Here is an 11,419-nt window from a genome sequence, read left to right as displayed (position 1 = left end):
CTGCTCTACTGATTGTGCTTTCGCTCGGCTTCCCGGCTTCCCCTGGCCTCCCGGGCTTCCCCCTGCCCACAACACGTCGATTCGAATGGAGCGGCACCATGGCCACCAGCACGTCCGGCACGTCCAAGCGCACCCTGTACCGACTCACGGGTGTCGCTCCCACGGTCGACGCGATGTTCGACGTCCTCGACCTGGCTCGACTCGAAGCCGTTGACGCGGAACTGCACTTCCCCCAGGAGCGGTTGGGTGTTCCGGCGCTGCTGGTCACCGGCAGCTTCGAGCAGCCGGTCGCGAGCTGGTGCGGCGAGATCAATCGCACGACCGGGTGCGAGGTGGCGCGGCCGGTGAACCGGTCGGCCGGGCTGCTGATGCTCGCGGTCGACGGCGAGGTGTACGCCGTCGGCTACGACCAGGGCTTCCGTCTGGTGCCCGACCGGGTCAAGGACCGGCGGTTCGGGCTGAGCTTCGTGATCCGCAGGGTGGACCCCGCTCAGATCCGGGACATGGTCTCCCATACGCCGGGGGGCGGCCGGACCGACATCACCCTCGTGCCCGGCGGCGCTCCGGTCTGGAGCCTGGGTGTCCAGGAACATGCGCAGATCGTGCGGCGGCTGGGCGGCCGGCTGGACGGGATCCAGATGACGATCGCCCAGGACGACCGTACGAAGATCTCCAGCGTCGAGGGCGGTACCGGGCTGCGGATGCGCCTCGGTATCGACGCCGCGGACCTGGTCGCGGACATCCGGGCCATCGCCCGTGTCCTTCGGGACGAGGCACCGGCTCCGGAACTGGAGTTCGTCGAGCACATCGTCCCGGTCAAGGACGCCGACCTCGTCACGCGGCTGGAGAAGCGGCTCGACGACATGCTGGGCGAGGTACAGGACGGACGTATCGCAGTCGCCGTCCCGTCCGAGCACTGGGACGACTACGGCGCCGCCCAGGCATTCGCCACCAAGGTGCACAGCCTGGAGGCACGCCTCACCGACGACTTCAGCCTGGACTACGTCCTCAACCGGGCCCGCGTGCAGAGGGCGGGAACGCGCTTCGCCGCGCTCCGGGACGGCACCGTCACCCTCTACACGCACACCCGGGCGGAGAAGGGCGACGTCATCTGGACATCGAGCGTACTGCGGTGGATCGAGGCGGAGTTGGCGTTCGGTGCCCGCCGGTTCTTCCTGCTCGACGGGCAGTGGTACGAGATCGGTGAGGTGTACCTGGAGACGATCCGTTCGCAGGTGGAGCGGCTCATCACCGGCACGCCCTCGGTCGACCTTCCGGCCTGGGTGCTCGGGGACAAGGAGCGGGACTACAACGAGTGGGTGCCCGACCTGCGGCCCGGGTACGTCTGCTTCGACCGTGACAACGTCCGGACCGCGCTGCACCGGGGCAACGGCGTGGAGATCTGCGACCTGCTGAGCCCGGACGACGTCCTGGTCATGGTGAAGCGGGCCAAGGGCTCCGACGCGCTGAGCCATCTGTTCGGTCAGGCCGTGGTCGCCGTTCAGACCCTGCTGCACTCGCCGGAGGCCATGGATAGGTTCGCCCGGAAGGTGGCCGCGGCCCGGCCCGGCCGGGCCCTGCCGGACGGCTTCCGGCCGTCGAAGGTCGTATTCGCGATCCTGCTGAAGAGCGGAACCGGACTCACCGCCGACACGCTTTTCCCGTTCTCCCAGGTCACCCTCGTGCAGACGGCCAAGGTGCTGGAGGCCTGGGGCGTCGCCGTCGAGGTCATCGGGATCCAGGCCACGGCGGTGCCTCAGGGCCGGGCGGGAATCCGCCGCCTAGCCGCATAGCGGGGGGCCTCAACACGAGGGGTTCGAACAGATGGCCATCGGTTGGCCGGGCGGTGCGCCCGCGCTGCTGTCGGAACTCGCCCGTGCAAACCCCGCCACCGCATCGCATGCCCTTGAGTTGGTATTAGCCCCTCGTGGAGGCAGCGGTATGCCATGGAGGCCGACAGGCCGTTGTCGCACGCGAGTTGGGAAAGGCGGGCGCCGTCGATGAACCAGCGCAGGCCGAGCACCGCCTGGCAGGGGCAGCCCAGCGCAGGCTTGCCCCTCCGGGTTCCGGCCGCGATGCGGTGATCGCGCAGCAACCGGGCCAGGGGCGCGGGGCTGTGTCGATGTGCGGCTCCGCCGCGCGGGCGCGACCAGCCACGACGCACCCGCAGACAACCGGCAACACCCCAAACCCGCGGCGCGATCAATTGCCGTGCCGCACCGCGTAGATCATGACCCAGGCCAGGATGTGGATGCCGAAGAGGAAGTACGCGAGGAAGTACCAGACCTGGCGCTCGTTCTTCGTCTCCTGGGCGAGCCGGCGCTTCTCGGCGGCCCGCTCCGGTGAAAGCTCCTCGGACTCGGACATCAGCGCTCCCGGTACACCTTCGTGTTCGACGCCTGGGCCCGCGGACGCAGGATCAGCAGGTCCACGTTGACATGGCTGGGGCGGGTCACCGCCCAGGCGATGGTCTCCGCCACGTCCCCCGCGGTGAGCGGCTCCGCCACGCCCTCGTACACCTTCGCCGCCTTCTCCGCGTCGCCGCCGAAGCGGGTCAGCGCGAACTCGTCCGTCCTGACCATGCCGGGCGCGATCTCGATGACACGGACCGGCCGGCCGACGATCTCCAGGCGCAGGGTCTCGGCGAGAACGTGGGCGCCGTGCTTGGCGGCGACATAGCCCGCGCCGCCCTCGTAGGTGCCGTGGCCCGCGGTGGAGGAGACCACCACGACCGTGCCGTCACCGCTCGCCTCCAGCTTGGGCAGCAGCGCCTGGGTGAGGTTGAGGGTGCCGATGACGTTCGTCTCGTACATGGCGCGCCAGTCCGCCGGGTCGCCGGTGGCGACCGGGTCGGCGCCGAGCGCTCCGCCCGCGTTGTTGACCAGCACCCCGACCGTCTTGAAGGCGGTCGCGAACTCGTCGACGGCGGCCCGGTCGGTGACGTCCAGCGGATAGGCCGTCGCCGCGCCCCCGGCCGCGCCGATCTCCTCGGCCAGCGCCTCGATGCGGTCCTTGCGGCGGGCCGTGAGGACGACCCGGTAGCCGGCGGCGGCCAGCGCACGGGCGGTGGCGGCGCCGATTCCGCTGCTCGCACCGGTGACGACGGCGATGCGGGAGGCGGCGGGCGGTACGGCGGTGGCCATGGGCTGCTCCTCGGGCGGACGGAGGCGGGTCTGTGCCCAGGGTAGGTGACGGCCGCCGCCGCCCGCCGCCCGGTGCCGGGGCGACGGATCAGCCGGCCTCGCGCGGCGCCCACATGATCACGGCCATCCCGACGAGGCAGATCAGCGCGCCGGCGATGTCCCAGCGGTCGGGCCGGTAGCCGTCGGCGACCACGCCCCACAGGATCGAACCGGCCACGAAGATCCCGCCGTAGGCGGCGAGGATGCGGCCGAAGTGGGCGTCGGGCTGGAAAGTGGCGACGAAGCCGTAGGCACCGAGGGCGAGCACACCGCCGGCCACCCACAACCAGCCGCGGTGCTCCCGGACGCCCTGCCAGACGAGCCAGGCGCCGCCGATCTCGAAGAGGGCGGCGACGACGAACAGGGCGGCGGAGCGGAGGATCAGCATGGGGTGCAGCTTGGCATGCACGGTGTCACCTGTTGGACGGCGCCTGCCGCCCGCTGCGCGTGGCATACATCCCTGCGTACGCCATGACGTGATACCGGATCGCACGACGGAGTGGGTGGCATGCGAAGGACGAGGGTGCTTGCTGTGTGGGGCGCCGCCGCGCTGGCGGCGGTCGCCGCCGCCGGGCCCGCCGGGGCGGCCGGGGCGCCGGAGGCGGACCTGGCGTACCACGGGTCGGCGGTGCTGACCGGGGACCGGGTCGACATCCGGTTCACGCCGCGCAACCACGGGCCGTCCGCGGTGCCGGGCGCGAGCGTGCAGCTGCGCTGGTCGGTGCCGCTCGCGGACCGGCAGGAGCTGCCGGCCGGGTGCGCGCGCACGGGCGAGCGGGAGCTGGTGTGCGGGACGGGTCCGCTGGCCGAGGACGGGGTCGGGGAGCAGATCCGGCTCATGGTGGCGCTGCGGGAACGGCCCGCTGAGGTCACGGTGGAACTCGACACGGTGTGGAGCGGCGGCACATGGGACCGCGACCGCACCAACGACCGGGAACAGCTGGTGATCCTGAACACCGGGGACTCGTACGCGTTCTGACCCGGTACGACCCGCGCCCGGCACATGCTCGACGTGCAACGGCGCGAGCGGGCGGCGCGGACCGAACAGCCCGTGCGCAGGAGCGCGAGCGAAACCGCGGACGAAAGGGAGCGCATGACCGGGAGCGGGAGCGCGCGGGGGCGGCTGCTGGCGGAGCTGTCCACCGTCTCCCGCCGGTACATGGCCTCGTACGCCCTGTTCAACCAGGCCGTCGCCGACCATCTGGGGCTGCACCCCACCGATCTGCAGTGTCTGAACCTGCTCGCGCTGGAGCGGGCTCCGGTGACGACGGGCCGGGTCGCGGAGCTGACCGGGCTGACGACCGGATCGGCGACCCGGCTGGTGGACCGGCTGGAGCGGTCGGGCTATGTGGTCCGGGAACGGGACGCGTCCGACCGGCGGCGGGTGCTGGTGGCGACCGTGCCGGAGAGGATCGCCGAGTTCGGGCGGGCGTGGGAGCGGCTGGGCGGCGACTGGGCCGCCCTCTTCGAGGACCTGGACGACATCGAACTCGCTACGATCGTCGGCCACATGAGGCGAACGGTGGCCTTCAGCACCGAACGGATCAACCGGCTGCGCGAGGCCCGGACGCACTCCCCGCCGGGCGCGTGAGGCCCCGGCGCCCGACGGCACTCTCCAGGGGCCCGCGGCCTCAACCCTTCACGCACACGACCTGCTTCAGCTTCGCAACGACCGCCACCAGGTCCCGCTGCTGGTCGATGACCTGCTCGATCGGCTTGTAGGCGCCCGGGATCTCGTCGACCACGCCGGAGTCCTTGCGGCACTCCACGCCACGCGTCTGCTCCTCCAGGTCCTTGGTGGAGAAACGGCGCTTGGCGGCGTTGCGGCTCATGCGCCGACCGGCGCCGTGCGACGCGGAGTTGAAGGACTTCTCGTTGCCGAGGCCGCGCACGATGTACGAACCCGTGCCCATCGAGCCCGGGATGATCCCGTAGTCGCCGGAGCCCGCGCGGATCGCGCCCTTCCGGGTGACCAGCAGGTCCATGCCCTCGTAGCGCTCGCGGCTCACGTAGTTGTGATGGCAGCTCACCTCGGGCTCGAAGGTCACCTTGGCCTTCTTGAACTCTTTGCGGACGACCTCCTTGAGCAGCGCCATCATGATCGACCGGTTGTGCCGCGCGTACTCCTGCGCCCAGTACAGGTCGTGTTCGTACGCCGCCATCTGCGGGGTGTCCGCCACGAAGACGGCGAGGTCGCGGTCGACCAGTCCCTGGTTGTGCGGAAGGCTCCGGGCGACGTCGATGTGGTGGTCCGCGAGTTCCTTGCCGATGTTGCGGGAGCCGGAGTGCAGCATGAGCCAGACGGAGCCGGTCGTGTCGACGCACACCTCGCAGAAGTGGTTGCCGGAGCCGAGCGTGCCCATCTGCTTGCGGGCCCGTTCCGCCCGGAACCTGACCGCGTCCGCGATCCCGTCGAACCGTCCCCAGAGCCCGTCCCACTGCGCGGTGCCGAAGCCGTGGAAACGGGACGGATGGACGGGGTCGTCATGCATGCCCCGGCCCACCGGAATCGCTTCCTCGATCTTCGAGCGGAGCCGGGACAGGTCCCCCGGCAGGTCGTTCTCCGTCAGCGACGTCTTCACCGCCGACATCCCGCAGCCGATGTCCACGCCCACCGCGGCCGGGCACACCGCTCCCTGCATGGCGATGACCGATCCGACCGTCGCTCCCTTGCCGTAGTGGACGTCCGGCATCACGGCCAGGCCCTTGATCCAGGGCAGCGTGGCGACGTTGCGCAGCTGCTGCAGCGCCACGTCCTCGACCGTGGCGGGGTCGGTCCACATGCGGATGGGGACCTTGGCGCCCGGTATCTCCACGTACGACATGTCTTCCTCATTCCCCCGAGAAGATTCCCCCGAGAAGTCAACAAAAGCCTTAGAAGCGACACACGGCAAAATCGACGCCAAGGTCGACGAAAAGCGACAACGGACCGGCGTGTACGGCAGCGCGTGCGATACACATTGTCTCCAGGGAGCGCCCCGCTGCGGCAAGCGAATAACCAGCGGGGACACTGGAGAACCGAACGCACCGACACCGTCGAGAGGACCCTGACCGTGCAGCGGAAGGCGTACGCAATCGGCACCGCCGCTCTCCTCGCGGCGCTGCTGGCCGGCTGCACCGGCGGGTCCGGCGACAAGGGGTCGACGGACAACGCGAACCCGGGCGACACCGGCACGGCGACCGAGGCGGCCCAGCCCGGCAAGTACCGCACGCTGCCCGAACCCTGCGGCGTGGTCGGCCGCGGCACCCTCGACTCCCTGTTGCCCGGCATCAAGCAGATCGCCGACCAGGACCAGCGGGCCAAGGCGTACGAGGGCACCGCGACCCTGACGTACGACACCGACCGCAAGGTCGGCTGCCGTTGGAAAGTCGAGTCCGCCGACGCGACCGACCACCTCCTCGTCGACTTCGAGCGGGTCGTGTCCTACGACAACGCCGTCAGCGACGACAACCAGGCGCACAACCTGTTCGCGGCCAAGGAGACGGCGGCCGACCTGCCCGAGCCCAGCGTGCCCGCCTCCTCATCGGCGCTCGCGGCCGGCGGCGACGCGACCGCCGACGCCTCGGCCGGCAACTCGCCCTCGCCCTCGGACTCGTCCCCGTCGCCGTCCTCGTCCGCCTCGTCCCCGTCCGCCTCGCCGTCGGCCGGCACGTCCGGCGGTGCCACCCCGTCCGACCTCCAGCCGCGCGTGCTCGACGGCCTGGGCGACGAGTCCTTCCTCGACGACCAGCTCGGCGGCTCCGGTTCGACGGCCGCGCGGCGGACGGTGACTGTGGTGTTCCGCACGTCCAACGTGATCGTGACCATCGAGTACGCGGAGCAGCCGACGACCGTCGGGGTGACCCCGGACAGCAAGGAACTGCAGGACAGGGCGCGGAATCTGGCCGCGCAACTGGCCGGCTCGCTGAGCGGCTAGCGGCACCCTCGCCCGCTTCGGTGGCGCTCCGCGAGGCACCCGAACCGGAACCGCACCGCTCCTTCACCGCGTACCGTGGCCCCTCCGGACCCGATCCGACCGCAGGAACACGAGCGTCATGAGTGAAGGAACCATGCAGCGAGCAGCCCAGCGAGACGACCACCGTGATCAGCGTGACCGGCGAGCGGGGAGACTGCGCCGAGCCCTTGTCTGCGCGGCCGCCGTTCCGGCGGTGCTCGTCGCCGCCGGCTGCTCCTCGGACTCCGGCTCCCAGGGCGGCGAGGCCAAGCAGTCCCCGAGCGGCAGCGCGGCCGACGGCTCCGTGAGCCCCTCGCCCACCGTTCAGGCCGCCGCGTACCGCAAGCTGCCGGAGTCGTGCGCCGTGCTGTCGAAGAAGACACTCGGCGAACTCGTCCCGAAGGGCACGTCGTCGGGCAAGGAGGGCGGCTCCAACGACACCTCGTCCCGGGCCAGTTGCTCCTGGACCAGCCTGGACGACAACGGGGTGAAGGGCTCCCAGTTCCGCTGGCTGAGCGTCTCCCTGCTGCGTTTCGAGTCCGACACCCACCGCGGCTCGGCCGACAAGCAGGCACAGGAGTACTACGCCAAACAGGTCCAGGACACGCAGGCCGTGGAAGGCGCCAAGAACGTCACGTCGCAGCCGCTCGCCGGGACGGGCGACGAGGCGACCACGGTGCGCTACGACCTGAAGAAGAAGGAAGGCGCCTTCAAGCAGCAGACGATCGTGGCACGCGTCGAGAACGTCGTCGTCACCCTCGACTACAACGGTGCGGGCCTGGCCGGCGAGAAGACCCCGGACGCCGGCGATCTGGCGAAGGCCGCGCAGAAGGCCGCCAAGGAGGCCGTGGCCGCGGTGTCGTCGGCGAACGACGGGGGCGCCTCGCCGTCCGCGTCACCCTCCAAGTCGCCCTCCAAGTCGGCGTCCGCGTCGCCCTCCGCGTCCGAGTCGGCCAAGAAGGGCTGACCAGCGGCCTGCTGACGGACCGGCGACACGCGCGCCGCACACATGTGCCACCCTGTTGCGCGCAACCACACGCAAGGGGAGGGGAGTCGGGTGGCCCGGCCAATCCAGCTGACCCGGATGCACCGCGTTCTCATCGGCGTGGTCGTGACCGGCGCAGTGATCATCGCCGGCATCGGCTTCGCCGGTTCCTACGCGGCCGTCCGCGAGCTGGCCCTCAAGAAGGGGTTCGGGGATTTCTCCTACGTCTTCCCGATCGGCATCGACGCGGGCATCTGCGTCCTGCTCGCCCTGGACCTGCTGCTGACCTGGATCCGGATCCCCTTCCCGCTGCTGCGCCAGACGGCCTGGCTGCTGACCGCGGCGACCATCGCCTTCAACGGCGCGGCGGCCTGGCCCGACCCGCTGGGCGTGGGCATGCACGCGGTGATCCCGGTGCTGTTCGTGGTCGCGGTCGAGGCCGCACGGCACGCCATCGGCCGCATCGCCGACATCACGGCGGACAAGCACATGGAGGGGGTCCGCCTCACCCGCTGGCTGCTCTCCCCCGTCCCGACCTTCCTGCTGTGGCGCCGCATGAAGCTGTGGGAGCTGCGCTCCTACGAGCAGGTGATCAAGCTGGAGCAGGAACGCCTCGTGTACCAGGCGCGGCTGCGCTCCCGCTTCGGCCGGGCGTGGCGCAGGAAGGCGCCGGTGGAGTCCCTGATGCCGCTGCGGCTGGCCAAGTACGGGGTGCCGCTCGGCGAGACGGCACCCTCGGGCCTGGCCGCGGCGGGCATAGAACCGATCCTGATACCCGCGGCGCCCCCGCAGCCGGAGCTGCCGACGGCCGTCGTCCCCGGCGTGGCCGCCGCGCCGGTCCCCGTCCAGCAGCCGCCGGCGCCCGCCGACGAGCAGCACTCCGGGCCGGCCGAGCAGGACACCGGGCAGCCGGAGGCCGCGCAGAACCCGGAGCAGAGCCCCTGGTTCCAGAAGCACCCCCAGCACGTCGACTACCAGGGGGGATACGACCCCTCCTTCGACCCGGGCTACGACCCGGCGTACGACCCCCGGTTCGGCCCCGACGAGCAGTACGAGCAGCAGTGGTTCGAGGCCCAGCAGCACCCGGACCGGCTGCCGGCCGGCCCGTACCCGGAGCGGCCCCAGGACCAGCGGGCCGCCGGGCCGTACCAGGAGCAGCCGTACCAGGAGCCCGAGCCGCCCGCCCCCTCCCCCGAGGACACCGGCAGCTTCCCGATACCGGTGGGCCCGAACCGCACCCGGGAGCTGGGCGAGGGCGGCGGCACCCCGGCCGCGGAGCCGGACGAGGACGCGTACTACCAGGTGTTCAAGAAGTCGATCAACGGCAGCTACCCGACCCCGCGCGAGTTCGGCGACAACGTCGAGGCCGAGTTCGGCAGGTCGCTGCCCTCGGACGACGCCAAGCGCATGGTCAACCGCTTCACCAACCGCCACACCGCGGAACTGGAAGAGGACCACATCGCCTGAACCACGGAACCGCCACGCGAGAACAACACACGACCGACGAGGGGCGCCCGGTGTTCACCGGGCGCCCCCTCGTCATGGTGGTGGGGTCACTCCCCGAGCAGGGCCCGGACGCGGTCCTGGCCGACCGCCAGCAGCAGCGTGGGCAGGCGCGGGCCGGTGTCGCGGCCGACCAGCAGGTGGTACAGCAGCGCGAAGAACGACCGCTGGGCGGTCTTGATCTCCGGCGGCAGCTCCTTCGGCGTGGCATCGGCGGAGAACCCGGCCTGCACCTTGGGCACGCCGTACACGAGGTGGGTCAGCCCGTCCAGCGACCAGTTCCCGGCCAGCCCGTCCAGCAGCAGCCGCAGCGACTGCTGCCCCCGCTCGTCGAGGGACTTCAGCAGCTCGGCGTCGGGCTCCTCGCGCACGATGGTGCGCTGGTCGGCCGGGACGTGCGTGTTGATCCACGCCTCGGCCTTGTCGTAGCGCGGACGGGCCTCGTCGAGCGAGCCCAGCGGATCGGCCGGGTCCAGTTCGGACAGGATGCGCAGGGCCTGGTCCTGGTGGCCGGCGGTGATGTCGGCGACCGACGCGAGCGTGCGGTACGGCAGCGGACGCGGCGTCTTCGGCAGGTCGCGGGCCGCCGTGCCGACGGCGCGCGTGTAGGCGGCCACGTCCCCGGGGAGCGCGGCGCCCTCGGCGACCTTGCCCGCCAGCTTGTCCCACTCGTCGTACAGACGCTGGATCTCCTGGTCGAAGGCGATCTTGAAGGACTGGTTGGGCCTGCGGCGGGCGTACAGCCAGCGCAGCAGCTGCGGCTCCATGATCTTCAGCGCGTCGGCCGGGGTGGGCACGCCGCCACGGGACGACGACATCTTCGCCATGCCGCTGATCCCGACGAAGGCGTACATCGGGCCGATCGGCTGCTTGCCGCCGAAGATCCCGACGATCTGGCCGCCGACCTGGAAGCTGGACCCCGGCGAGGTGTGGTCGACGCCGGAGGGTTCGAAGACGACCCCCTCGTACGCCCACCGCATCGGCCAGTCGACCTTCCACACCAGCTTGCCGCGGTCGAACTCGCTCAGCCGGACGGTCTCCGTGAAGCCGCAGGCACCGCAGGTGTACGTCAGCGCGGTGCTGTCGTCGTCGTACGAGGTGACCGTGGTGAGGTCCTTCTCGCAGCGGCCGCAGTACGGCTTGTACGGGAAGTAGCCGGCGGAGCCGGAGCTGCCGTCGTCCTCGCTCGCCGCGCCGGAGCCCTCCTCGGCCTCCAGTTCGGCCTCGTCGACCGGCTTCTGCGGCTGCTTCTGCGCCTTCGGCTTGGTCCGGTACTGCGCGAGGATCGCGTCGATGTCACCGCGGTGCCGCATCGCGTGCAGGATCTGCTCGCGATAGACGCCGGAGGTGTACTGCGCGGTCTGGCTGATCCCGTCGAACTCCACGCCCAGTTCCGCCAGCGACTCGGTCATGGCGGCCTTGAAGTGCTCGGCCCAGTTCGGGTACGTGGAGCCGTGCGGTGCGGGCACGGACGTCAGCGGCTTGCCGATGTGCTCGGCCCAGGACTCGTCGACGCCCGCGATGCCGACCGGGACCTTGCGGTAGCGGTCGTAGTCGTCCCAGGAGATCAGGTGCCGGACCCGGTGGCCGCGGCGGCGGACCTCGTCGGCGACCAGGTGCGGGGTCATGACCTCGCGCAGGTTGCCCAGGTGGATCGGGCCCGAGGGGGAAAGGCCGGACGCGACGACGACCGGTTTGCCCGGGGCCCGACGCTCCGACTCCTCGATGACCTCATCCGCGAAACGGGAGACCCAGTCGGTGGTCTCGGTGCTCTGAGCCACGATCGGCACGTCCTTCTTTCTGAACGGTTGACA

General features: G+C 71.0%; 11 protein-coding genes. 6 read left to right on the top strand and 5 right to left on the bottom strand.

Annotated elements, in window-relative coordinates:
* Positions 1 to 98 precede the first annotated feature (98 nt).
* The gene (locus tag ACFYTE_RS39020; RefSeq protein WP_388721366.1) at positions 99 to 1,793 is read left to right on the top strand and encodes a TIGR04141 family sporadically distributed protein; all 1,695 of its coding nucleotides are present in this window, start codon (positions 99 to 101) and stop codon (positions 1,791 to 1,793) included.
* 409 nt (positions 1,794 to 2,202) lie between these two features.
* Here the strand turns inward: ACFYTE_RS39020 and ACFYTE_RS39015 are convergent, their stop codons facing one another.
* The 3 genes from ACFYTE_RS39015 to ACFYTE_RS39005 all read right to left on the bottom strand — a co-directional run bounded on the left by ACFYTE_RS39015 (position 2,203) and on the right by ACFYTE_RS39005 (position 3,570).
* On the bottom strand, positions 2,203 to 2,367 hold the full coding sequence (locus ACFYTE_RS39015; protein ID WP_388721363.1) for a hypothetical protein: 165 nt from the start codon (positions 2,365 to 2,367) through the stop codon (positions 2,203 to 2,205).
* The gene (locus ACFYTE_RS39010) at positions 2,367 to 3,143 is read right to left on the bottom strand and encodes an SDR family NAD(P)-dependent oxidoreductase (protein WP_388721361.1); all 777 of its coding nucleotides are present in this window, start codon (positions 3,141 to 3,143) and stop codon (positions 2,367 to 2,369) included. Before ACFYTE_RS39010 ends, ACFYTE_RS39015 begins: the two co-directional genes overlap by 1 nt.
* 88 nt (positions 3,144 to 3,231) lie before the next feature.
* Positions 3,232 to 3,570, bottom strand: a complete 339-nt coding sequence (locus ACFYTE_RS39005) for a YnfA family protein (protein WP_388721404.1) — start codon at positions 3,568 to 3,570, stop codon at positions 3,232 to 3,234.
* A 120-nt stretch (positions 3,571 to 3,690) separates the two neighbouring features.
* Here ACFYTE_RS39005 and ACFYTE_RS39000 point away from each other — a divergent pair, with 120 nt between their 5' ends.
* Both ACFYTE_RS39000 and ACFYTE_RS38995 read left to right on the top strand, forming a co-directional pair.
* Positions 3,691 to 4,161, top strand: a complete 471-nt coding sequence (locus ACFYTE_RS39000; protein WP_388721358.1) for a hypothetical protein — start codon at positions 3,691 to 3,693, stop codon at positions 4,159 to 4,161.
* Positions 4,162 to 4,275: 114 nt separating this feature from the next.
* Positions 4,276 to 4,773 carry a MarR family winged helix-turn-helix transcriptional regulator gene (locus ACFYTE_RS38995; RefSeq protein WP_388721355.1) on the top strand — a complete coding sequence of 166 codons (498 nt, stop codon included), beginning with the start codon at positions 4,276 to 4,278 and terminating at the stop codon, positions 4,771 to 4,773.
* A 40-nt stretch (positions 4,774 to 4,813) separates the two neighbouring features.
* On the opposite strand, the gene ACFYTE_RS38990 is transcribed toward ACFYTE_RS38995, so the two are convergent.
* Positions 4,814 to 6,007 (bottom strand): RtcB family protein, encoded by a 1,194-nt coding sequence (locus ACFYTE_RS38990; protein ID WP_388721353.1) that lies wholly within the window; start codon positions 6,005 to 6,007, stop codon positions 4,814 to 4,816.
* 228 nt (positions 6,008 to 6,235) lie between these two features.
* Between ACFYTE_RS38990 and ACFYTE_RS38985 the strand changes: the two genes are divergently transcribed.
* From ACFYTE_RS38985 to ACFYTE_RS38975, 3 genes are all read left to right on the top strand, one after another.
* A complete protein-coding gene (locus ACFYTE_RS38985) occupies positions 6,236 to 7,099 on the top strand; it encodes a DUF3558 domain-containing protein (protein WP_388721350.1) in 864 nt (287 codons plus the stop codon).
* A gap of 118 nt (positions 7,100 to 7,217) precedes the next feature.
* Positions 7,218 to 8,084 carry a DUF3558 family protein gene (locus ACFYTE_RS38980; RefSeq protein WP_388721347.1) on the top strand — a complete coding sequence of 289 codons (867 nt, stop codon included), beginning with the start codon at positions 7,218 to 7,220 and terminating at the stop codon, positions 8,082 to 8,084.
* Between the two features lie 90 nt (positions 8,085 to 8,174).
* Positions 8,175 to 9,569, top strand: a complete 1,395-nt coding sequence (locus tag ACFYTE_RS38975) for a DUF2637 domain-containing protein (protein ID WP_388721344.1) — start codon at positions 8,175 to 8,177, stop codon at positions 9,567 to 9,569.
* Positions 9,570 to 9,655: 86 nt separating this feature from the next.
* Here the strand turns inward: ACFYTE_RS38975 and lysS are convergent, their stop codons facing one another.
* Complete coding sequence (gene lysS / locus ACFYTE_RS38970) at positions 9,656 to 11,395, bottom strand: lysine--tRNA ligase (protein WP_388721341.1); 1,740 nt, start codon at positions 11,393 to 11,395, stop codon at positions 9,656 to 9,658.
* Positions 11,396 to 11,419 lie beyond the last annotated feature (24 nt).

The organism is Streptomyces sp. NPDC004629 (genome assembly GCF_042873595.1).
Taxonomy (GTDB): Bacteria; Actinomycetota; Actinomycetes; order Streptomycetales; family Streptomycetaceae; genus Streptomyces.
This window is presented reverse-complemented; position numbering and strand designations above follow the sequence as displayed.

Excerpts from the sequence above, each read along its gene's own strand:
- ACFYTE_RS38995 (WP_388721355.1), top strand. The coding sequence starts at position 4,276 with ATGACCGGGAGCGGGAGCGCGCGGGGGCGGCTGCTGGCGGAGCTGTCC.
- ACFYTE_RS39015 (WP_388721363.1), bottom strand. The coding sequence starts at position 2,367 with ATGTCCGAGTCCGAGGAGCTTTCACCGGAGCGGGCCGCCGAGAAGCGC.
- ACFYTE_RS38980 (WP_388721347.1), top strand. The coding sequence starts at position 7,218 with ATGAGTGAAGGAACCATGCAGCGAGCAGCCCAGCGAGACGACCACCGT.
- ACFYTE_RS39020 (WP_388721366.1), top strand. The coding sequence starts at position 99 with ATGGCCACCAGCACGTCCGGCACGTCCAAGCGCACCCTGTACCGACTC.
- ACFYTE_RS39005 (WP_388721404.1), bottom strand. The coding sequence starts at position 3,570 with ATGCTGATCCTCCGCTCCGCCGCCCTGTTCGTCGTCGCCGCCCTCTTC.
- ACFYTE_RS38990 (WP_388721353.1), bottom strand. The coding sequence starts at position 6,007 with ATGTCGTACGTGGAGATACCGGGCGCCAAGGTCCCCATCCGCATGTGG.
- ACFYTE_RS39010 (WP_388721361.1), bottom strand. The coding sequence starts at position 3,143 with ATGGCCACCGCCGTACCGCCCGCCGCCTCCCGCATCGCCGTCGTCACC.
- ACFYTE_RS39000 (WP_388721358.1), top strand. The coding sequence starts at position 3,691 with ATGCGAAGGACGAGGGTGCTTGCTGTGTGGGGCGCCGCCGCGCTGGCG.